Annotated in this window: 19 protein-coding genes; 11 read left to right on the plus strand and 8 right to left on the minus strand. The window is 73.2% G+C overall.

All coding sequences use genetic code 11. The features are described 5' to 3' along the window. The first annotated feature begins 122 nt into the window (after positions 1 to 122). On the plus strand, positions 123 to 2,540 hold the full coding sequence (locus tag PV350_RS10110) for a SpoIIE family protein phosphatase (RefSeq protein ID WP_500333410.1): 2,418 nt from the start codon (positions 123 to 125) through the stop codon (positions 2,538 to 2,540). 58 nt (positions 2,541 to 2,598) lie between these two features. Here PV350_RS10110 and PV350_RS10115 read toward each other — a convergent pair whose 3' ends face one another. Then, positions 2,599 to 3,282: a hypothetical protein gene (locus PV350_RS10115; RefSeq protein ID WP_500333411.1), complete on the minus strand. Its 684-nt coding sequence runs from the start codon at positions 3,280 to 3,282 to the stop codon at positions 2,599 to 2,601. A 147-nt stretch (positions 3,283 to 3,429) separates the two neighbouring features. Here PV350_RS10115 and PV350_RS10120 point away from each other — a divergent pair, with 147 nt between their 5' ends. The 5 genes from PV350_RS10120 (at position 3,430) to PV350_RS10140 (ending at position 7,547) form a co-directional block, all read left to right on the plus strand. Then, positions 3,430 to 4,305, plus strand: a complete 876-nt coding sequence (locus PV350_RS10120) for an Fpg/Nei family DNA glycosylase (protein WP_499510485.1) — start codon at positions 3,430 to 3,432, stop codon at positions 4,303 to 4,305. Positions 4,306 to 4,355: 50 nt separating this feature from the next. Then, positions 4,356 to 5,075, plus strand: a complete 720-nt coding sequence (locus tag PV350_RS10125) for a flavodoxin family protein (protein WP_500333412.1) — start codon at positions 4,356 to 4,358, stop codon at positions 5,073 to 5,075. 1 nt (position 5,076) lies between these two features. Next, entirely contained in the window at positions 5,077 to 5,688 is a 612-nt protein-coding gene (locus PV350_RS10130) for an NAD(P)-dependent oxidoreductase (RefSeq protein WP_499510483.1), read from the plus strand. A gap of 90 nt (positions 5,689 to 5,778) precedes the next feature. Continuing rightward, positions 5,779 to 6,315 carry a DoxX family protein gene (locus PV350_RS10135; RefSeq protein ID WP_500333413.1) on the plus strand — a complete coding sequence of 179 codons (537 nt, stop codon included), beginning with the start codon at positions 5,779 to 5,781 and terminating at the stop codon, positions 6,313 to 6,315. A gap of 68 nt (positions 6,316 to 6,383) precedes the next feature. Next, a complete protein-coding gene (locus PV350_RS10140) occupies positions 6,384 to 7,547 on the plus strand; it encodes a lactate 2-monooxygenase (RefSeq protein WP_499510481.1) in 1,164 nt (387 codons plus the stop codon). 7 nt (positions 7,548 to 7,554) lie between these two features. Here PV350_RS10140 and PV350_RS10145 read toward each other — a convergent pair whose 3' ends face one another. Beyond that, positions 7,555 to 8,274: a class I SAM-dependent methyltransferase gene (locus PV350_RS10145; protein ID WP_500333414.1), complete on the minus strand. Its 720-nt coding sequence runs from the start codon at positions 8,272 to 8,274 to the stop codon at positions 7,555 to 7,557. A 133-nt stretch (positions 8,275 to 8,407) separates the two neighbouring features. On the opposite strand from PV350_RS10145, the gene PV350_RS10150 reads away from it, so the two are divergent. Further along, positions 8,408 to 8,830, plus strand: coding sequence for a VOC family protein (locus PV350_RS10150; protein WP_500333415.1), 423 nt, complete (start codon positions 8,408 to 8,410; stop codon positions 8,828 to 8,830). Here PV350_RS10150 and PV350_RS10155 read toward each other — a convergent pair. Beyond that, positions 8,805 to 10,718 carry a PAS domain S-box protein gene (locus PV350_RS10155; RefSeq protein WP_500333416.1) on the minus strand — a complete coding sequence of 638 codons (1,914 nt, stop codon included), beginning with the start codon at positions 10,716 to 10,718 and terminating at the stop codon, positions 8,805 to 8,807. The genes PV350_RS10150 and PV350_RS10155 overlap by 26 nt on opposite strands. 236 nt (positions 10,719 to 10,954) lie before the next feature. Here PV350_RS10155 and PV350_RS10160 point away from each other — a divergent pair, with 236 nt between their 5' ends. After that, positions 10,955 to 13,369: a phosphoketolase family protein gene (locus PV350_RS10160; RefSeq protein ID WP_500333425.1), complete on the plus strand. Its 2,415-nt coding sequence runs from the start codon at positions 10,955 to 10,957 to the stop codon at positions 13,367 to 13,369. Positions 13,370 to 13,402: 33 nt separating this feature from the next. On the opposite strand, the gene PV350_RS10165 is transcribed toward PV350_RS10160, so the two are convergent. Next, positions 13,403 to 14,275 (minus strand): DMT family protein, encoded by an 873-nt coding sequence (locus PV350_RS10165; RefSeq protein ID WP_499510477.1) that lies wholly within the window; start codon positions 14,273 to 14,275, stop codon positions 13,403 to 13,405. Between the two features lie 180 nt (positions 14,276 to 14,455). Here PV350_RS10165 and PV350_RS10170 point away from each other — a divergent pair, with 180 nt between their 5' ends. Next, on the plus strand, positions 14,456 to 15,220 hold the full coding sequence (locus PV350_RS10170) for a DUF4097 family beta strand repeat-containing protein (RefSeq protein WP_500333417.1): 765 nt from the start codon (positions 14,456 to 14,458) through the stop codon (positions 15,218 to 15,220). A 54-nt stretch (positions 15,221 to 15,274) separates the two neighbouring features. Here the strand turns inward: PV350_RS10170 and PV350_RS10175 are convergent, their stop codons facing one another. Genes PV350_RS10175 through PV350_RS10190 form a run of 4 tightly spaced genes read right to left on the minus strand, consistent with a single transcriptional unit; the run spans position 15,275 to position 19,477 of the window. Continuing rightward, on the minus strand, positions 15,275 to 16,114 hold the full coding sequence (locus PV350_RS10175; RefSeq protein ID WP_326578253.1) for a carbohydrate ABC transporter permease: 840 nt from the start codon (positions 16,112 to 16,114) through the stop codon (positions 15,275 to 15,277). Next, complete coding sequence (locus tag PV350_RS10180; RefSeq protein WP_499510475.1) at positions 16,111 to 17,139, minus strand: carbohydrate ABC transporter permease; 1,029 nt, start codon at positions 17,137 to 17,139, stop codon at positions 16,111 to 16,113. The genes PV350_RS10175 and PV350_RS10180 overlap by 4 nt, the downstream gene beginning before the upstream one ends. A 1-nt stretch (position 17,140) precedes the next feature. Continuing rightward, the gene (locus tag PV350_RS10185; RefSeq protein WP_500333418.1) at positions 17,141 to 18,415 is read right to left on the minus strand and encodes an ABC transporter substrate-binding protein; all 1,275 of its coding nucleotides are present in this window, start codon (positions 18,413 to 18,415) and stop codon (positions 17,141 to 17,143) included. Positions 18,416 to 18,424: 9 nt separating this feature from the next. Then, positions 18,425 to 19,477, minus strand: a complete 1,053-nt coding sequence (locus PV350_RS10190) for a carbohydrate kinase family protein (protein ID WP_500333419.1) — start codon at positions 19,475 to 19,477, stop codon at positions 18,425 to 18,427. A gap of 197 nt (positions 19,478 to 19,674) precedes the next feature. Here PV350_RS10190 and PV350_RS10195 point away from each other — a divergent pair, with 197 nt between their 5' ends. Both PV350_RS10195 and PV350_RS10200 read left to right on the plus strand, forming a co-directional pair. Continuing rightward, positions 19,675 to 20,427, plus strand: a complete 753-nt coding sequence (locus PV350_RS10195; protein ID WP_499510472.1) for a DeoR/GlpR family DNA-binding transcription regulator — start codon at positions 19,675 to 19,677, stop codon at positions 20,425 to 20,427. After that, the gene (locus PV350_RS10200; protein ID WP_499510471.1) at positions 20,424 to 21,767 is read left to right on the plus strand and encodes a 6-phospho-beta-glucosidase; all 1,344 of its coding nucleotides are present in this window, start codon (positions 20,424 to 20,426) and stop codon (positions 21,765 to 21,767) included. The genes PV350_RS10195 and PV350_RS10200 overlap by 4 nt, the downstream gene beginning before the upstream one ends. Positions 21,768 to 21,779 lie beyond the last annotated feature (12 nt).

Raw genomic sequence — 21,779 nt, forward strand, 5'->3', positions numbered from 1 at the left:
ACGGCGCGTGAACCGGCGGCCCCGTGCCGTGCGCGCCGCGCCCCCGCCGCGCACGCCGGTTGAGAGTGCCCCGGCGGGGGACCATGCTGAGGGGGAACGGCCGTGAGGACGAGGACGTACCCATGGGAAGGCGCACCGGCCACGGGGAGCACGGGGGAGGGAAGGAGTGCCACGGGCTGACGCCGCCCGCGGCCGCTGCCGTCGCTGCCGGTGACACGGGGGTGCTGACCGCCTGGGGCGAGGACGCCTGCCGGCTGCTCGGCTGGTCGTCCGCCGAGGTGCTCGGCCGGCCCGCCGGCAGCCTGCTCGCCGCCCCGCTGCCCTTCGCCGCACTGCGCCGCATCGCCGCCGGACGCGCCTGGGCGGGCCCCGTCGTCCTGCGCCACCGCGACGGCGGGGACGTGCCGGTCCGGCTGGGGCTGCGCCTCCTCAGCGACGCGTCGGGCACCGCGCACTGGGCCGTCACCGCGACCGCCCCCGGGCGACCGGAACCGGACGCCGGGGTCCTCGCCCAGCTCCCGGTCGCCGTCGCCGTGTACGACCGCGAGGTACGGCTCAGCACCGCCAACGCGGCGATGGAGCGCCTGGTCGGCAGGAGCGTGGAGGAGGTGCGCGGGCAGCGGCTGCGCGAGTTCATGCCCGGTGCGGCCTTCGAGGAGTTCGACCGCGTCCAGGAGGAGGTGATGCAGACCGGCGCGACCGCGCGCCTGGAGAGCCTCGGCCGCCCGCCCGGCGACGACCGCGACCACGCGTACGCGATGCTGGTCTTCCCGCTCAAGGACGGGTCGGGACAGGTCACCGGGGTCTCCGCCGCGGTCTACGAGACGACCGAGCAGTTCCACGCCCGGCGCCGGCTGGACATCGTCAACGAGGCGAGCACCTGCATCGGCACCACCTTGGACATCACCCGCACCGCGCAGGAACTCGCCGACGTCTCCGTACGGCGGTTCGCCGACATGGTCAGCGTCGACCTGCTGGACTCCGTCGTCCGCGGTGAGGAACCCGGCCCGCTGCCGGCCGCGGGCGCCCTCGCCTTCCGCCGCGTCGCCCAGCAGTCCGTGCTGCCCGGCTGCCCCGAGGCCGCGGCCCAGGTCGGGGAGCTGGACATGGTGCCCGAGCACTCGCCGGCCGCCTGCGCCCTGGTCACCGGGCGGGGGTCGCTGCACCGCACCCATGAGCCGGAGATCCGGCGCTGGACGGAGTACGACCGGGCCCGCGGCAGGAGCGTCGTCGACTACGGCGTGCACTCGCTGATGGTCGTGCCGCTGCGTGCCCGGGGCGCGACCCTCGGACTGGCGATCTTCATCCGGCATCGCACCGTCGACCCCTTCCACGCAGACGACCTGCTGCTCGCCGAGGAGATCGCCGCCCGGGCCGCCGTCTGCGTGGACAACGCCCGCCGCTACTCCAGGGAACGCGCCACCGCACTCACGCTGCAGCGCAGCATGCTCCCCCAGCACTCCCCGCGGCAGGCCGCCGTCGAGGTCGCCTCCCGTTACCTGCCGGCCGGCTCCCGGGCGGGCGTGGGCGGCGACTGGTTCGACGTGATCCCGCTCAGCGGCGCCCGGGTGGCGCTCGTGGTGGGCGACGTCGTCGGCCACGGGGTGCACGCCTCGGCGACCATGGGACGGCTGCGCACCGCCGTGCGGACCCTCGCCGACGTCGACCTGGCGCCCGACGAACTCCTCACCCAGCTCGACGACCTGGTGGTACGCCTCGACATGGAGGAGGGGCAGGGCATCGAGGGCGGCTCGGACCAGCTCTCCGGGGAGGTCGGCGCCACCTGCCTGTACGCGGTCTACGACCCCGTCACCCGGCGCTGCACCATGGCACGCGCCGGCCACCCGCTGCCCGCCGTGGTCCTGCCCGGCGGCCGGGCCGACTTCCCCGACCTGCCCGCGGGGCCGCCGCTGGGGCTGGGCGGGCTGCCCTTCGAGTCGGCGGAGCTGGACCTGCCCGAGGGCAGCCTGCTGGCCCTGTACACGGACGGCCTGATCGAGTCGGCCGGGCACGACGTCGACGCGGGGCTCGCGCTGCTCGCCCGGACGCTCACCCGGCCGGCCGGGAGCCTGGACGAACTCTGCGACAACGTGCTGTACGGGCTGCTGCCGGACCGGCCCCGCGACGACATCGCCCTGCTGGTCGCCCGGACCCGCGCCCTCGACGCCCACCAGGTCGCCACCTGGGAGCTGCCCGACGACCCGGCCGTCGTCGGGCGGGCGCGCAGGACGGCCGCGGAGCAACTCCGCGAGTGGGGGCTCGGGGAGGCCGTGTTCATCACCGAACTGGTCGTCAGTGAACTGGTCACCAACGCGATCCGCTACGCCGGCGGCGGCCCGATCCAGCTCCGGCTGATCCGCGACGCCACCTTGATCTGCGAAGTCTCCGACACCAGCAGCACCGCCCCGCACCTGCGCCGTGCCCGGATCTTCGACGAGGGCGGCCGCGGGCTGCTGCTCGTCGCCCAGTTCACCCAGCGCTGGGGATCCCGGCAGACGCCCGCCGGGAAGACGATCTGGGCCGAGCAGGAATTGGTCTGACTCCCTGACGCTGCGCGCTGCGTCAGCCCTTCGTGGCAGAGCCGCCCCTGAAGGAGCGTCAGCCGCCGCGGGACCAGTCGCCCTGCCGGCCGCCGTTCCACTGGCCGCCGTGCCAGCCGGTGCCGCCGCCGGTGCGGTGCCGGCCGCCGAGGTGACCCTGCTCGCCCGAGCGGTGCGCGGCGATGGCGCGGGTCACGGCCTCCTGCCAGTCGTCGCTGTCCCAGGTGCCGCTGACGCGTGCGTGGCGGCCCGGGGCCGGGGCGTCGCCCGGGGCGTCCGGCCGCGCGGTGTCGCGCGTGCCGGTGCTCGCCGCGGTACCCGTACCCGTGCCCGTCGACGCGGCCTTCGTGACCGCCGCCGTGTCGGCCTTCGTGGTCTCGGCGGAGACGGCCGCGCCCGCGGCGGTCGGCACGATGGCGTCCTCGACGGACCCGTCCGGCACGGCCCTGGCCGGCCCCTGGGCGGCTTCCGCGACGTCGCCGGAGCCGCCGTGCGGCATGAGCATGGACAGTCCCGCGATGGCCCCGGTCGCCGTCAGCACGGCGGTGCCCAGCGAGCCGCGGCCGGGACCGCCGTGCTGCCCGCGGTGGCGGCCCCCGACGACCTCTCCGCTGATGACCTTGACCTCCGCGGCCTCACCCGCCTCCACCGGCTGCGGCCGGGGTATCACCTCGGTGGGGTCCAGCGCACCCGGGTCGGGGTGGCTCGGTGCCTCGGCGGGCAGGGGGAGAGAATCGGCCATGGCTGCGATCATTCACATCCGGCGGCCCGATGTCCAGTTCTCCCGAAGATCCAACTGTCTGTTCATCGTGCGGTATTGGCGCCGGAACCGGGCGGAACCGCCCCGTCGCCGCTCGCACCCCGCCGCCCCGGGGCGCACACTGGTCGCATGCCGGAGCTGCCCGAAGTCGAAGCCCTGGCCGGTTTCCTCACCGGCCGCATGGCCGGCCACGCCATCGCCCGGGTGCTGCCGGTGGCGGTGAGCGTCCTGAAGACCTACGACCCCCCGCTGGACGCGCTGCACGGGCGCACCGTGACCTCCGTCGGGCGCCGCGGCAAGTTCCTGGTCTTCACCACCGACGAGGGCGCGGGACCGTACCTCGCCGTCCATCTGGCCCGGGGCGGCTGGCTGCGCTGGAAGGACGACCTGCCCACGACCCCGCCCCGTCCCGGCAAGGGCCCGCTGGCACTGCGGCTGCTGATGGCGGAACCGGAGGGCGCCGGCTTCGACCTGACGGAGGCGGGGACGCAGAAGCGGCTCGCCGTCCACTGCGTCCGGGACCTCGCGGACGTCCCCGGCATCGCCCGCCTCGGCCCCGAACCGCTCGATGCCGCCTTCACCCCCGAGGTCTTCGCGGCCCTGCTCTCCGGTGAACGCCGCCGCATCAAGGGCGTCCTGCGCGACCAGGGCGTCATCGCCGGTGTCGGCAACGCCTATTCGGACGAGGTGCTGCACGCCGCCAGGATGTCGCCGTACGCGCTCGCCGCGAACCTCTCCGCGGAGGAGGTCAGCCGGTTGTACGAAGCGCTGCTCACCACCCTCCGGGACGCCGTCGAACGCTCCCGCGGCCTGGCCGCGGGAGACCTGAAGGGCGAGAAGAAGACCGGACTGCGCGTGCACGGGCGCACCGGCGAACCGTGCCCCGTCTGCGGCGACACGATCCGCGAGGTCTCCTTCAGCGACTCCTCCCTGCAGTACTGCCCCACCTGCCAGACCGGCGGGAAGCCGCTCGCCGACCGGAGGATGTCGCGGCTGCTGAAGTAGCCGCCCGGCGGGCGGTGACCCAGGATGACTGGTGACCGAAAGGGTGCGCCATGTCCGATTTCACCGGGTACCGCTACGACGACCTGGGTGCGCTGTTCCTCAACTGCACGCTGAAGCGCTCCCCCGAGGTCAGCAACACCGAGGGGCTCATCGACCGCAGTCGTGCCCTGATGGAGGCGCAGGGGGTCCGCACCGAGGTCGTCCGCGCCGTCGACGAGGACATCGCCACCGGTGTCTGGCCCGACATGACCGAACACGGCTGGCGGACCGACGCCTGGCCCGCCCTGTACGAGAAGGTGCTGGCCGCCGACGTCCTCGTCCTGTGCGGCCCGATCTGGCTCGGCGACAACTCCTCCGTCACCAAGCGTGTCGTCGAACGGCTCTACGCCTGCTCCAGCCTGCTCAACGACCGTGGCCAGTACGCCTACTACGGCCGGGTCGGCGGCTGCCTCATCACGGGCAACGAGGACGGCGTCAAGCACTGCGCCATGAACCTCCTCTACAGCCTCCAGCACCTCGGCTACACGATCCCGCCGCAGGCCGACGCCGGCTGGATCGGCGAGGCCGGCCCAGGGCCCTCCTACCTCGACCCGGGCTCCGGCGGCCCGGAGAACGACTTCACCAACCGGAACCTGTCCTTCATGACCTGGAACCTGATGCACCTGGCCGCCCTGCTCAAGCGCTCCGGCGGCATCCCGGGCCACGGCAACCAGCGCAGCGCCTGGGACGCCGGCTGCCGCTCCGACTTCGCGAACCCGGAGCACCGCTGACATGCGCATCGCCATCTTCGGAGCCACCGGCCACGTGGGACGCGAACTCGTGGCGCAGGCGCTCGACGCCGGCCACGAGGTCACCGCCCTGGCCCGCGACCCCGCAGCGCTCCCTCCGCACGAACGGCTGACGGTCGTCCCCGGCGACGTCCGGGACCCCGAGGCCGTCGGCCGCGTGATCGCGGGCGCCGACGGGGTGCTCAGCGCCCTCGGCACCCGCTCCCCGCGCGGCGAGACGGTCTGCGCCGACGGGATGCGGCGCATCCTCCCCGCCATGCGGGCGCTCGGCGTACGGCGGCTGGTGGCCGTCGGCGCGTACGGGTCGGGACCCGGCCGGCGCGGTGTGTATCGGGCCGCGACCTCGCTGGTCATCCCGGCCATCATGCGGGACAAGGACCGCCAGGAGGAGCTGATCCGCGCCGAGGGCGACCTGTGGACGATCGTGCGGCCCGCCGTCGTCACCGGCGGCCGCTACTCCGGCGTCTACCGCACCGGATCCGACCTGCGGCTCGGTCTCGCCTCCCGGGTCAGCCGGGCCGACGTCGCCGACTTCATGCTCCGCGCCCTGGGCTCCGAGGACTGCGTACGGCGGGCCGTGGCCATCAGCTCCTGACCGCCCGGACGGCCCACCGCGGGCGGCGCCCCCCGCGGTGGGCGCCGAGACTGGCCGTACGCGCCCGCACCGCCTCGGAAGGACCCCGTCATGCCCACCAACCGCCGCAAGGACCTCGGACTGCTCGCGCTGCGCCTCGGGACCGGCTCGGTGCTCTTCGCGCACGGCGCCCAGAAGCTCTTCGGCTGGTTCGGCGGCCACGGCCTGGAGGGCACGGGCGAGGCGATGGAGTCCATGGGCTTCCGGCCCGGCCGGCGCAGCGCGCTCGCCTCGGGCCTCGCCGAGGCCGGCGGCGGCACCCTGCTGGCGCTCGGCCTGGCCACCCCGGCCGCGGGCGCGGCCGCCGCCGGGGGGATGGCCGGCGCCGTCTCCGTGCACCTGCCGGCCGGCTTCTTCGCCGCCTCGGGCGGCTTCGAGCACCCGGCCTTCCTCGGCTTCACGGCCGCCGCGATCGGCATTGCCGGGCCCGGCCGCTACTCCCTGGACCATCTGACCGGCGACGTACTGGACTGCCCCTGGACGGTCGTGGCCTGCTTCGCGGCCAGTGCCGTCGCCGCGGCGGTCGTGGTCTCCCGCCGCAACGCCGCCGTACGCGCCGACATGGCGGCCGAACTGCCGCAGCCCTGACCGGACGGTGGACGCGGCGGTCCGGTCCTGACACAGTCCTGCTCTCGGCACCGAGAGACGGGACAGGGATGGGCGACCGGGCGGACCACCAGTACGAGATTTACCTCAACGGGCTCGCGGGCGTGCTGCCCGCGCTCCCCACCGACCTGACGCGGCTGGAGGAACTGGCCGCCGAGCGCCTGGCGCCAGGCCCCTTCGGCTACGTCGCCGGCAGCGCGGGCAGCGGCCGCACGGAGCGCGCCAACCGGGAGGCCCTGGACCGGCTGCGGATCGTGCCGCGCATGCTGCGCGACGTGTCCGCACGCGATCTGACGGTGGAGGTCCTCGGGCGCACGCTGAGCGCCCCGCTCGCGCTGGGCCCGGTCGGCGTGCTGTCGATCGTGCACCCCGACGCCGAGCGCGCGGCCGCCCGTGCCGCCGCCGCGCAAGGGGTGCCCTTCGTGCTCTCCTCGGCGTCCAGCACGCCCATGGAGGACGTCGCCGAGGCGATGGGCGACGCGGAACGCTGGTTCCAGCTGTACTGGGCCAAGGACCGCGAGGTCACGCGCAGCTTCCTGGGCCGTGCCAGGGCCGCCGGCTACACCGCGCTGCTCGTCACCCTCGACACCCCGTTGCTCGCCTGGCGCCCCCGCGACCTGGACCAGGCGTACCTGCCCTTCCTCAAGGGCATCGGCACCGCCAACTACTTCACCGACCCGGCCTTCCTCGCGGGCCTCGCCAAGCCCGTCGAGGAGGACCTGAACGCGGCCGTCCTGCACTTCGTCGGCATGTTCGCCGACCCCGGCAAGACCTGGCCCGACCTCGCCTTCCTGCGTGAGAACTGGGACGGGCCCATCGTCGTCAAGGGCGTGCAGCACCCCGACGACGCCCGTCTGGCCGCCGACGCCGGCATGGACGGCGTCGTCGTCTCCAACCACGGCGGCCGCCAGGTGGGCGGCGCGATCGGCGCCGCCGAGACCCTGCCCGCCGTGGCCCGCGCCGTCGGCGACCGCCTCGCCGTCCTCTTCGACAGCGGCATCCGCACCGGCGACGACGTCCTCAAGGCGCTCGCCCTCGGTGCCGACGCCGTCCTCGTCGGCCGCCCCTACGCCTACGGCCTCGGCCTCGACGGCCAGGCGGGCGTCGAGCACGTCATCCGCTGCCTGCTCGCCGAGTTCGACCTCACCCTCGCCCTGTCGGGCCACTCCCGCCCGGGGGACCTGGGTCCGGAGGCGCTGTCCCTGGGTTCGTGACCGGGCGTCAGGCGGGGGCGCCGGCCGGCTTGCGGACGCGGAAGGCGAACTGCCCGCAGTAGGTGAGCTTGCGGAGGTTCGCCAGGGCGGCGCCCCGCTTCGTCCGCTGCGCCCAGGTGTCGATCTCGGCGTTCAGGGGCGACGCCTCGTCCCAGTACCGGCCGTACTCGGGCGGCCGGCCGTGGTACGAGCGCATGATGAGGGTCACCCCGTCCAGGGAGGGCCGGATCTCCTCCAGGGCGAGCCCGGCGTCCTCGACCAGCACCCGGAAGCCGTAGGGCGTGTAGTTCCAGAGGCTGAAGGAGTGGTACGGCTCGAACTGCGAGGTGCTGCCGATGAAGACCGCGCCCGGCCGCAGCACGCGGCCGATCTCGGCCAGCAGTTCCCTCGGACGGGAGACGTGCTCGAACACCTGGTGCGAGTAGATCAGCGGGACGGCGCCGGTGCGGAAGGGCAGCCGGACGCCGTCGTAGTGGACGACCGGGTCGCCGCCGGCGGTGCGCTGCCGCGCCTCGGGGGAGTCGCCGATGTCGACGCCCACCCAGCGCACCTTCGGGTTGTGCCGGCGGAAGCGCGCGGCCGAGGTGCCGCGGCCGCAGCCGAGGTCCACCACATGGTCCGGCGCCTGGGCGGAGGTCATGGCCTCGTCGAGGTAGAAGCGCGACGTGACCTGGCGGGCGTGGTCGTCGGGGATGCAGTCGCGCATGAGCTCCCACAGGGTTGCCATGGACCCGATGCTACGGACGGGCCGCGGGCCGGGACCAGCGGCGCGCGGCCGTGGCGGTGCCCGCACCGCCGTCCGGGCCCCGTCCCGCTCCATGCGGACCGGAACCGACCGCAAGGCAGGCGAGCATGACGGCATGACGACGACATTCCGTGGCCTGGCCACCATCCGCTACCACGCGCAGGACCTCGCGGCCGCCAAGGCCTGGTACACCGAACTGCTGGGCATCGAGCCGTACTTCGACACCCCGGACTACATCGAGTTCCGCCTCGGCGACCACAGCCAGGAGCTGGGCGTCTCCCGCACGCCCTCCGCGCCCGCCGGTGTCGTCGCCTACTGGCACGTCGACGACCTCGAGGCGGTCTGGGAGCGCCTGATCTCCCTGGGCGCCCGCCCGCACGAGGCACCGCGCGACCACGGCCACGGCTTCGTCGCGGGTGCGGCCCTCGACCCCTTCGGCAACCTGCTCGGCGTGATGTACAACCCCCACTTCGTGGAGACGGCCGAAGTGGCCGGCGGCGCCGGCCGGAGCGTCACCGGTGCGGCAGCAGGAGGGTGAACCAGACCGTCTTGCCGTCGCTGGACGGCCGGGTGCCCCAGCCCGTGGCCAGTGCCTCCACCAGCAGCAGACCGCGCCCCGACTCGTCGCCGAGTTCGGCCGGACGTCGCTGCGGGATGTGCGTGCTGTGGTCGGTGACCTCGACGGTGATCTCCCGGTCGGTACGGTGCAGCCGCAGCCGCAACGGCCCCTGGGCGTGCCGCACGGCATTGGTGAGGACCTCCGAGGCCAGCAGGCAGGCGGCGTCCGAGACCTCCTCGCAGCCCCACTGCGCCAGGGTCTCGCGGACGAAGCCGCGTCCGTCGGCGACCGCCGAGGGGACGGCCGGCACCTCCATCGTGGTCGCGGCGAGCGGAGCCTCGGGCAGCCGGGCCAGCAGCAGGGTGACGTCGTCGGCGTGGCCGTCGGCGTCGGGGCGGAGCGAGGCCAGCACCATGTCGGCGGCCTCCTCCAGCCCGGGAGAGCGGGCGAAGGCGGTGCGCAGTTCCGTGCCGAGCCGGCGCAGCTGTGCGTCGATGTCGGAGCGCGGCGTCTCGACCAGCCCGTCGGTGTACAGCACGAGCGTCGACCCGGCGGGGACGGGCAGGCACACCTGCTGGTGCGGCACGTCGCCGACGCCGAGCGGCACGCTGATCGGCGCGGGCAGTTCGCGCACGGTGGCCTCGGGGCCGGGGTCCACCAGCAGCACCGGCAGATGGCCCGCCGAGCAGACCGTCACCTCGCCCGCGTCCGGGTCCACCACCAGGTAGCAGCAGGTGACGAGCTGGTCGGGCAGGTCGGTGACGAAGGCGTCGAGGGCCTGCATCAACTGCCGCGGGGGTATCCCGGTCTTGGCCAGCGCGCGGGCCGCCGACCGCAACTGCCCCATCACCGCGGCGGCCTCCAGGCCACGCCCCATCACGTCGCCGATGAGCACGCCCACCTGACCGCCGCCCAGCGGGATCAGGTCGAACCAGTCACCGCCGACGCCCGCGCCCTGCGTGGCGGGGAAGTATCGGCTGGCCGTGCGCATGCCCGGCGGCTCGGCCGGTGACCCCATGAGGCTGCGCTGCAGGGTCAGCGCGATGTGCCGCTGCTGCCGGTACAGCTCCGTCAGCTCCTCCTCGGCACGCTTGAGGTCGGCGATGTCGCGCACGATGGAGCAGGCGCCCACGATGGCCCCGTCGCGGTCGCGTATCGGCCAGAGGGTCACGTCCACGTCCAGCAGCCGCCCGGTGCTCGTCACCCGCAGCGTCTCGAAGTGCTCCACCCGCTCGCCCCGGCCCAGCCGCTGCAGCAGGGTCGCGATCTCCTCCTTCAGGTGCGCCGGGGCCAGCATGGACACGTGCCGGCCGATGGCCTCCTCCGCCGCGTAGCCGTACAGCCGCTGTGCCGCGGCGTTCCAGTAGGTGATGCGGCCGTCGAGGGTCTTGGCGAGGATCGCGTCCTGGGACGACTCGACGAGCACCGCCAGCTCGTTGATGCGCTCCTCGGCGGCCTTGCGCTCGCTGACGTCGCGCACCGCCGCGGAGATCAGCAGGCCGTCGGCGGTCTGCAGGGGACTGAGGCTGATCTCGACGGGGAACTCCCGGCCGTCCTTGCGCAGCCCGTACAGCTCCAGTCCGGCGCCCATCGGCCGCACCTGCTGGTTGTGGGCGTAGCCGTGCCGGTATGAGGGGTGGTGGCCGCGGAAGCGATCGGGGACCAGCACCTCGACGGGACGGCCCAGCAGCTCCTGCCGGGTGTGGCCGAACAGGGACTCGGTCTGCGCGTTGACCAGTCTGATGACACCGGTGCCGTCCACGATGACCATCGCGTCCGGGGCCGCCTCCAGCAGCGCGCGGAACATCTCCTCTGCGGCCGGGTCGCCGACCGCCGGGGCCGGCATGTCGGTCCTGGTCTCGTGCATCGTGGTCCCCCTGTCCATCCGGGCGTCCGTTCGGGGCCGATTCCGGGACCGTAGGGCCTGGCGGCGGGCCGTGCCGGGGATGCGCCGAAACCGGTCCGGTTCGCCCGAATCCGCTCAATCCGCGATCTTCCCTGTCCCCTCCTGCGGCACGCGCACTCCAGATCACGGCCCGTGTCGGACATCCCGTCGGCGTCCGGACCACCGCAAGAGGCCCCATCCGGCCCTAGCGGACCGTCATCGCGAGTGCCGAGTCTGGGAAGGAGAGGTCTCCCGTACCCGACGTTTCGGAGGAAGCCATGCACGACGAGGAGCTCCGTGCCCTCGACGCCCATTGGCGCGCCGCGAACTACCTGGCCGTCGGCCAGATCTACCTGATGGGCAATCCGCTCCTGGCCGAACCGCTCCGCCCCGAACACGTGAAACCACGGCTGCTCGGCCACTGGGGCACCTCGCCCGGCCTGAACCTCGTGTACACCCACCTCAACCGGGTGATCAAGGCCCGCGGGCAGCGGGAGCTCGCCGTCTGGGGCCCGGGGCACGGCGGCCCGGCCGTCCTGGCGAACGCGTGGCTGGAGGGTACCTACTCGCAGACCTACCCGGACGTCCCCCGTGACGCCGCGGGCATGGACCGGCTGTTCCGGCAGTTCTCCTTCCCCGGGGGCGTGCCGAGCCACGTCGCGCCGGAGACCCCCGGCTCGATCCACGAGGGCGGTGAGCTGGGCTACTCGCTCTCGCACGCCTACGGTGCCGCCTTCGACCACCCCGGACTCGTCGTCACCTGCGTCATCGGCGACGGCGAGGCCGAGACCGGGCCGCTCGCCGCGTCCTGGCACTCCAACAAGTTCCTCGACCCCGTCCACGACGGGGCCGTCCTGCCCGTGCTGCACCTGAACGGCTACAAGATCGCCAACCCGACCGTGCTGGCCCGCATCCCGGAGGGCGAGCTCGACGAACTGCTGCGCGGCTACGGACACGAGCCGCTGCACGTCACCGGGGACGACCCGATGGCCGTGCACGCCGCGATGGCCGAGGCGATGGACAGCGCCCTGGACCGCATCGCCCAGATCCAGGCCGCCGCGCGCGAGGGCGGGGAGAGCGGGCGTCCGCGCTGGCCCGTGATCGTGCTGCGCACGCCCAAGGGGTGGACCGGACCGGCCGAGGTCGACGGCCTGCCCGTGGAGGGCACGTGGCGCGCCCACCAGGTGCCGTTGGCCGCGGTCCGCGACAACCCCCAGCACCTGCGGCAGCTCGAGCAGTGGATGCGCTCGTACCGGCCGCAGGAGCTGTTCGACGAACAGGGCGCGCCCACCGCCCAGGTGCTGGCCTGCGTCCCCGAGGGCGACCTGCGGCTCGGCGCCACCCCGTACGCCAACGGCGGGCTGCTGCTGCGCGACCTGCCCGTGCCGCCCCTGGAGCGGTTCGCCGTCGAGGTCGACAAGCCGGGCGTGACCCTGCACGAGCCCACCCGGATCCTCGGCGACCTGCTGGAACGCGTCATGGCCGACACCGCCGAGCGCCGCGACTTCCGGCTCGTCGGCCCCGACGAGACCGCCTCCAACCGGCTCCAGGCGGTCTACGAGGCCAGCGGCAAGGCCTGGCAGGCCGAGGTACTCCCCGTCGACGAACATTTGGACCGGCACGGCCGCGTCATGGAGATCCTGTCCGAGCACACCTGCCAGGGCTGGCTGGAGGGCTACCTCCTCACCGGCAGGCACGGGCTGTTCTCCTGCTACGAGGCCTTCGTCCACATCGTCGACTCGATGGTGAACCAGCACGTCAAGTGGCTGCGCACCACGCGGGCGCTGCCCTGGCGCCGCCCCATCGCCTCCCTCAACTACCTGCTGACCTCGCACGTGTGGCGGCAGGACCACAACGGCTTCTCCCACCAGGACCCCGGCTTCATCGACCACATCCTCAACAAGGCGCCCGAGGTCGTACGGGTCTACCTGCCGCCGGACGCCAACACCCTGCTGTCGACCGCCGAGCACGTGCTGCACAGCCGCGACTACGTCAACGTGGTCGTCGCCGGCAAGCAGCCCTGCTTCGACTGGCTCGACCTCGACGCCGCCCGCGCCCACTGCGCCCGCGGCGCCGGGGTCTGGCAGTGGGCGGGCACCGAGGACGGCACCCGCGAACCGGACGTCGTCCTGGCCTGCGCGGGGGACGTGCCCACCCAGGAGGTGCTGGCCGCCGCCTCACTGATCCGCCGTCATCTGCCCGAGCTGGCCGTACGGGTGGTCAACGTGGTCGACCTCGCACGGCTGGTGCCCAAGGACGAGCACCCGCACGGCATGGCGGACCCGGAGTACGACGCGCTCTTCACCCGCGACAAGCCGGTGATCTTCGCCTACCACGGCTACCCGTGGCTCATCCACCGGCTCGCCTACCGCCGCACCGGCCACGCCCACCTGCACGTGCGCGGCTACAGGGAGATCGGCACCACGACCACGCCCTTCGACATGGTCGTCCGCAACGACCTCGACCGCTTCCGGCTGGTCATGGACGTCATCGACCGCGTGCCGGGGCTCGCGGTGCGGGCCGCGCCGGTACGCCAGCTGATGGAGGACGCCCGGCTGCGGCACCACGCGTGGATCCGCGAGCACGGCGTGGACCTGCCCGAGGTCACCGACTGGACCTGGCCGGGACGGTGAGCGGCTGACCGGCAGGCGACCGTCAGCCGTCCTTCACGGCGCGCCGCCCGCGGCCGACGCGGGCGGCGCCTCCTGCTCCGCCTCCCCGAACCGCGCCAGGGCCAGTGCCCCCGCGATCGAGAGCACGAAGCCGAGCACGGCGAGCGGGGCCCGGTCGTGCCGCGTGGAGTCCCCCAGCCACACCACCCCGAACAGCGCGGGCCACAGGGACTCGGTGATGACCATCGCCGCCGTCGCGGCGGTCACCGAGCCCGCCTGGAGGGCGTCCACGAGGAAGACGAAGCCGGTGATCCCCGAGATGACGACGGCGTACGTCGCCGGGTCCGCGAGCAGTTCGCCCACTTCGAACCCGATGAGCATCCGCACCGCGACCGCCACGACGCCGAAGCCGAGCCCCGCCACGGCGCCGAGCACCGCCGCCCTGCTCCGCGTCACACGACGGTCCACGATCCGGCCGGCGACCGCCAGCACGACCGCCGTGACGAGGATCGCCAGCCGCAGCCGCAGGTCCCCCTCGCCCCCGCCGTCCCGGCCCGCGGAGAGCGCCAGCACCGCGAGCCCGACGCACACCGCGCCGACCGCCGTCCACTCCGCCGCACGCAACCGCACCTTCAGCAGCACCGCCGCCACGACCGCGGTGACCGCGAGGGAGGACGCCAGCGCCGCCTCGACCACGAACAGCGCCAGGGACCGCAGCGCGACCAGCTCCGCCGCGAAGCCCAGTGCGTCCATCCCGACACCCGCCACGAACGGCCAGCACCGCAGCGCCGCCAGCAGCGTCCGCGCGCCCGAGCACGGCGCCCCGGGCGAGCCCGCGGCGGCCCGGCGCGCGCCCATGGCCTGCATCACCGTCGCCGTCCCCATCAGGACGGCGGCACACAGAGCGAAGGCGATACCCGGTCCCATGCACGGACCGTAACGGCCGGAGGCGGGCGGCCGGTGCGACCGCCACGCGTCATTTCCTGGCCGCCTGCCCACCTGTCCGCCGACGGGCCGGTCACCCCATCGGAGGATCGGGAATGCCGCCTTTGCAGCGATATGCTCCCCGTGGGGCGATGGTCGACGACGTGCAAGGAGAAGGCAGTGGTGAAGAGTTGGCGCGCGGTGGCGGTCGTCCTGGCCCTTGCGGCGGCGGGGTTCCTGGTGTCCTGCGACGCGGGCGGCGACGGGGCACCAGGTGCCAACGTCACCGGCTCCGCCGTCCCCTCGGGGGAGGGGGCACCCGGCGGCGCGACCGGCGGGTCCTCCTCGCACTCCTCCCCGCACTCCTACGAGATCTCCGGCGCGAAGGCGCTCGACGTGAGCAATGAGAACGGCTCCGTGCGGATCACCGTGGGGAGCGGGCCGATGTCGGTGACCGAGACCCTGGAGTACGGCGCCGTGAAACCGGCCACCCGTCATCGGGTCGAGGGCGGCACCTTGAGGCTGGTCGGCTCCGGGTGCGGGAACAGCCGGCCATGCAAGGTCGACTACGTCGTCAGGGTGCCCCCCGCGACGCCCGTCACCGTCAGGGTGGACAACGGGGAGGTCGAGGCGGACGGCGTCACCGGCGCGGTCGACCTCGGCACGGGCAACGGGAGCGTCACCGGCACCGCGCTCGGCGCCCGCCGGGCGTCCCTGACGAGCGAGAACGGCACCGTCGAGGCGACCTTCGAGGTCGCACCGCAGGAGGTCACCGCCACCGCCGGGAACGGCATGGTCACCGTCACCGTGCCGCCCGGAACCGCCTACGACGTGCGGGCCCGGACCGGCGTCGGCATGAGGCAGGTGAGCGTGCCGAACGATCCGTCGTCGTCCCGCAGGATCACCGCCACCACCGAGAACGGCATGGTCACGGTGCAGACGGGCTGACCGCCCCGGGCCGCCCCGGGGCGCCGGGCGGCGCGCCCCGGGACCGGTGCCGGGTCAGCCGCGGACGGCCCCCTCGGTCGCGCCCGCGATGAAGCCCCGGGCGAAGAGCGCGAAGACCACCACCAGGGGCGCGGAGGCGATGAGCACGGCGGCCATCACAACGCTGTAGTCGGTGGAGCGGCCGACGTTCAGCTGGGCCAGGGCGACCTGGAGCGTGATGTGCTCGGGGTTGACCAGGGCGATCAGCGGCCAGACGTAGTCGTTCCAGGCGTTGACGAAGGCGTAGATCCCGAGGAACGCCAGCGCCGGGCGGATCATCGGCAGCACCACGTGCCAGTACTGACGCAGGAAGCCGCAGCCGTCCATGCGGGCGGCGTCGAGGAGTTCGTCGGGGACGCCCCCGCTGACGTACTGGCGCAGCCAGAAGATGCCGAAGGCGTTGGCCAGCGCGGGCGGGATGAGCGCCTTGAGCGTGCCGAGCCAGCCCAGGTGCATCATGATCAGGTACTGCGGGATGATCGCCAGCTGCAGCGGCAGCATCATGAAGACGAGCAGCACCCCGAAGAGCCACCTGCGCCCGGGGAAGTCGAACTTGGCGAAGGCGAAGGCCGCGATCGAGTCGACGAGGAGCACGAGCACGGTCGAGACGCAGGCGACGGCCAGCGTGTTGAGCATCGAGCCGAAGAAGTCGATGCTGTCGAGCACCGTGCGGACGTTGTCCAGCAGGTGCGGGCCGAAGGAGACCTTGGGCGGCGTGCGGTAGATGTCGCGGGTGGTGTTGGTCGCCATGACGATCGTCCAGTAGAACGGGAAGACCGAGACGAGGACCGCGACGATCAGCACGAGGTGCGCGGTGAGCCCCTTGGGGCGCAGCGACCGTGCGGTGCGCGTCATGACTTCCTCCCGCGCTGGACGAGGCGCCAGTTGACGACGACGAGCACGAGGATGAGCACGAAGAACGCCCAGACGATGGCGGCCCCGTAGCCGAAGTCGTTGTTGGAGAACGCCGATTGGTAGAAGTAGAGCAAGGTGGTCAGACCCGCCTGGCCGGGGCCGCCGAGATTGGCGTTGGCCGCGTTGCTCCCGAACAGGACCTGCGGCTCGGTGAAGCTCTGCAGGCCGTTGACGGTCGAGATGACGACCGTGAACAGGATGACCGGGCGCAGGATCGGGATCGTGATGCGCAGGAAGGTCCGCACCGGCCCGGCCCCGTCGATCCGCGCCGCCTCGTAGACCTCGCCGGGGATGGCCTGCATGCCAGCCAGGTAGATGATCATGTTGTACCCGGTCCACTGCCAGGTCATCAGCAGCGCGATGACCAGCTTGATGGTCCACGGATTGCTCATCCACTGGACCTCGGGCAGGCCGGCCATGTGCAGGATCGCGTTGACCAGGCCGAAGTTGTTGCTGAAGACCGCCCCGAAGAAGATCGCGATGGCGACGATCGACGTGACGTTCGGCAGGAAGAGCGCGATCCGGTAGAAGGACTTGAAGCGCCGCACGGAGTTGAGCAGCGTGGCCAGCACCAGCGCCCCCAGGAGCGTCGGCACCGTCGACAGCACCCAGATGGCCAGGGTGTTGCGGATCGACAGCCAGAAGACCGGGTCGTCCATCAGGAAGCGGAACTGCTGCAACCCGACGAACTGCATCTCGCCGATGCCGTCCCAGCGGTGGAAGGCCAGGTAGAGCGAGTAGAACACCGGCCAGAGCATGAAGACGCCGAAGACCAGGTAGAACGGCGAGATCGCCAGGTACTGCGGCCAGAAGGACAGCGCACCGCGCCGGGCGGCCCGCGCCGCCGGCTGCGGCAGGTGGTGCGCGGGCGCGGAGCGGCGCGGACGGAACCGCGGCCGCCCCGGGCCGCCGCCGGTGGCGTCCACCGCGACGGAGCCGGGGCCGGTGGTCGGAGGCGCCGCCATGTCAGCGCACGCCCTGCCGCTGCGCGACCTGCTTGGCCTGGGCCACGGCGTCCTTCCAGGCGTCGTCCGCCTTCTTGCCCTTGGTCTCGACGTTGGTCAGCTCGGTCTTGTACGTCGCCATCAGGGCCGCGTCCGCCGGGGCCTCGTAGGCCGCCGGGATCGCCTTGGCGGCCGGCCCGAAGACGTCGATGGTCTTCTGGCCGCCGAAGTACGGATCGCCGGCGGTCATCTGCGGCATCGCGTACGCCGCGGGGGCGGCCGGGAAGATCGCGGCGTCGGCGAAGCCGCGGGCGTCGTTGGCGGGGCTCAGCAGCCAGCTCACGACCTTGAAGGCCTGCTCGGGGTTGCGGCACTGGCGGGGCAGCGCCAGGAAGGAGCCGCCGAGGTTGGACGGGCCGCCCGGCATCGGGGCCACGCGCCACTTGCCCTTGGAGTCGGGGGCGGCGGAGGAGATGTCCAGGGCGTGCCAGGCGGCGCCGAGTTCGGTCGCCAGCGTGCCCTTGGCGATGGCCGCGTTCCAGCTGTTGTCGTTGATCTTGGCGTCGAGCCCGAGCTCGTACGGCCGCACGGCCAGGTCCCAGGCGGCACGGATGTGGTCCTGGTCGCCGACGAAGTGGTTGTCGGTGTCGATGAAGCGCTGCGTGCCCTGGCCCACGGCGATGTCGAAGACCGCGCTGGCGCTGTTGATCAGCGACGCCGACGGCACCGCCTTGTGCAGCTCCCGGCCCGCGGCCAGCCAGTCGTCCCAGCTCTTGATCTGCGCCGCGACCTGCTCCGGCTCGGAGGGCAGCCCGGCCTGCTCGAAGAAGTCCGCGCGGTAGAACATCGCGGTGGGGCCGATGTCGATCGGGAAACCGATCTGCCGGCCGTCCTCGCTGCGCGCCAGCTTGGTCTTCCACTCCAGGTACTGCGGGGCCACGTCCTTGAAGCCCAGGTCGTTGAGGTCCAGGAAGCGGTTGGCGTTGGGCAGGAAGGAGGCCATGTCCTCGCCCTTGATGCCGGTGATGTCGGGCACGGACTGGCCGCCGGTCAGCGTCGTGAGCAGCTTCTGCTTGAAGTCGCCGCCTATCTGCGCGGACTTCAGGGTCACTGCGGTGAAGTGCGCCTCGGCGTCCTTGACAACCTTGTCGCTCAGCCCGCCGCCCCAGTACCAGAGCGTGAGGTTCTTGCCGTTCCTGGTGCCGCCCGCTCCGCCGCCACCGCACGCGGCGGTGAGGCCGGCGGCCGCGGCGGTGAGCACGGTCGCCTGCAGGAATCGTCTGCGGGAAAGGTCCACGGGGTTCTCCTACTGCTCGGGCTGGTCGGCGTGGTGCGGGCCGGCGGCGGTCGTCGCGGCGGCCGGCACGGTGTGGTCGAGGAAGGCGTAGGCGGAGCGCAGGTCGTCGTTGCCGGGGGAGTCGCGCACGGACCGCCACCAGCGGCCGACGGCGGCCACGTCCGGTGCGGCGGCGGCGCCACCGATCCGCCGCACGGACAGCGCGGCGACGAGGTTGGCGAAGCGCAGCCGGTCGGCGAGCGGCAGGCCGGCCAGGGTGGCGGCGACCAGCCCGGCCCCGAAGACGTCCCCGGCGCCGGTGGTGTCGACGGCGTCCACCGGCAGGCCGGCCACCGACGCGCTCTCGCCCGTCGTGGAGTCCACCGCCAGCGCGCCCCCGGCGCCGTCGGTGACCACGGCGAGCGGCACCAGGTCGGCCAGCCGGGACAACGCCGCCCGCGGGGTGCCGGTGCGGGTGTAGGCCATCGCCTCCTCGGCGTTGGGCATGAAGGCGTGGCACAGGGCGAGCTGTTCCAGCACCGCCGGGCTCCAGCGCTCCGAGGGGTCCCAGCCGACGTCGGCGAAGACCAGGGTGCCCGCCGCGTGCGCGCGCCCCACCCACTCCAGCGGCTCGGCGCCGATGTGAGCGATCGCGGCCCGGCTGGGCGGCGGTTCGCCGATCATCGCGTCCGGGACGAGCGGCGGCTCCTCGCCGTGGGTGACCAGCGCCCGGTCGCCGTCGTACGCCAGCGAGACGGTCACCGGGGTCGGCCACCCGGCGAAACGGCGCGAGCGGGAGAGGTCGACGCCCTCGGTGACGGACAGCTCGTGCCACAGGTGCGTGCCGAGCAGGTCCTCGCCGAAGGCCGCGGACAGCGACGTGCGCAGCCCCAGCCTGCTCAGCGCGACCGCGAAGTTGGCGATCCCGCCGGGGGACGTGCCCATGCCCTTGGTCCACACCTCGGCGCCCGGGGTGGGAGCCGAGGGGAGCCCGGTGAAACCCAGGTCGAAGAAGAGCAGCCCGGACAGGAAGACATCGGCTGCCTCCTCCCGGGTGCTGCCGGCGTGTGTCGACCGCGGCATTGCGACCTACCTCTCCAGGGGCACCGGCGCGGGGCGCCCGGTGCTTCGTGTCCCCCCCCGGTCCAGGCCCGGACAGGGGGACGCCCCGGCCTGAAGTAGGCAAGAGCTTGCATGCTGTGCAGTGGTTTGACAAGGGTCAATCACAAACCTGCTCGACTTTGATTGACTTTGCAGAGAGCCCGGGTAGGGTTCGTGCCATGCTCCCCGACCGACGACATGAGCTGATCCTCCGTGCGCTGCGGGCGGACGGCCCCACCTCGGTGACCGTGCTGGCCGAGCGGATCGGCGCCAGCCAGGCCACGATCCGCCGCGACCTCATCCAGCTCGAGGACGAGGGCCTGCTGAAGCGGGTCTACGGTGGCGCGGTCCCGCTGACCGGCGAGGACGACCCGTTCCCGGACGTCGCCGCCGTCCGCGTCGAGGCCAAGGACGCCATCGCCGTCCGCTGCGCCGAGATCATCCAGGACGGCGAGACCGTGCTGCTGGACATCGGGACCACCGCACTGCGGGTCGCCCGGCACCTGCGCGGCCGCTCGCTCACGGTGATCACCAGCAACCTCGCGGTCTACGAGGAGCTGCAGGACGAGAAGGACGTCCAGCTGGTGCTGCTCGGCGGGGTCGTGCGCCGCGAGTACCGCTCCCTGGTCGGCTTCCTCACCGAGGACAACCTGCGCCAGGTCCGGGCCGACCGGCTGATCCTGGGCACCAGCGGCATCCGCCCGGGCGGGCAGATACTGGACACGACCGCCGTGGAGGTGCCCGTCAAACGGGCCATGATCGCGGCGAGCGACCAGGTGGTGCTCGCGGCGGACGCCGGGAAGTTCCCCGGCACCGGCATGGCCCGCGTGTGCGGGCCCGAGGACATCGACGTCGTGGTGACCAACGCCCCGGCGGACGCGACGACCCGGACCTCGCTGCGCGAGGCGGGGGTGGAGGTGGTCGAGGTATGAGGCTCACGATTCTCGGTGGTGGCGGCTTCCGCGTCCCGCTGGTCTACCGCGCCCTGCTGGAGGACCGTGCGGCGGGCCGCGTCACCCACGTGACCCTGCACGACCTGGACCCCGGACGCCTGGACGCCATCGTCCGGGTGCTGCGGCAGCAGGCGCAGGGACACCCCGACGCGCCCGGGGTCACCGTCACCACCGACCTCGACGAGGCCGTCACCGGCGCCGACTTCGTCTTCTCCGCGATCCGCGTCGGCGGCCTCGCCGGACGCGTCGTCGACGAGCGCGTCGCCCTCGACGAGGGCGTCCTCGGCCAGGAGACGGTCGGCCCCGGCGGCATCGCGTACGGGCTGCGCACCATCCCCGTCGCCGTCGACATCGCCCGCCGCATCGCGCGGCTCGCGCCCGACGCCTGGGTCATCAACTTCACCAACCCCGCCGGCATGGTCACCGAGGCCATGTCCCACCACCTCGGCGACCGCGTCATCGGCATCTGCGACTCGCCCGTCGGCCTCGGCAGGAGGGTGGCGCGCGCCCTGGGCGTCGACGCCGGCCGCGCCTGGTTCGACTACGCGGGCCTGAACCACCTCGGCTGGCTGCGGGCGGTGCGCGTGGACGGCGTCGACCTGCTCCCGCGCCTGCTGGCCGACGAGGCGGCGCTCACCTCCTTCGAGGAGGGCAAGCTCTTCGGCGCCGAGTGGCTGCGCACCCTCGGCTCGGTGCCCAACGAGTACCTGAACTACTACTACTCCAACCGCGAGACCGTCGCCGCCGCGCGCGACGCCGAGCACACCCGCGGCGCCTTCCTCCTGGAGCAGCAGCAGCGCTTCTACGAGACGATGCGCGCCCCGGGCACGGAGCCCTTCGCGGCCTGGGACGCCACCCGCCTGGAGCGCGAGACGACCTACGGCGCCGACGTCCGGGAGGCCGCGGGAGCCGGCGAACGCGACTCGTGCGACCTGGAGTCCGGCGGCTACGAGAAGGTCGCCCTCGCCCTGATGCGGGCCATCGCCCTCGACGAGCGCACGACGCTGATCCTCAACGTCCGCAACCGCCGCGCTTTGGAGCCGCTCGACGCCGAGGCCGTCGTCGAGGTGCCCTGCCACGTGGACGCCAACGGCGCCCGCCCGATCGTCGGTGATCCGCTGCCCGGCCACGCCGTCGGCCTGGTCACCTCCGTCAAGGCCGTCGAGCGCGACGTCATCCGGGCCGCCACCACCGGCGAGCGCGCCGCCGCGCTGCGCGCCTTCGCGCTCCACCCGCTCGTCGACTCCGTCGCCGTCGCCCAGCGTCTGCTCGACGGCTACCGCAAGCACGTACCCGACCTCGCCTACCTCCGGGACTGAGGGGACCAGCAC

The sequence above is a fragment of the Streptomyces sp. PA03-6a genome, assembly GCF_033792765.1.
Classification (GTDB): domain Bacteria; phylum Actinomycetota; class Actinomycetes; order Streptomycetales; family Streptomycetaceae; genus Actinacidiphila.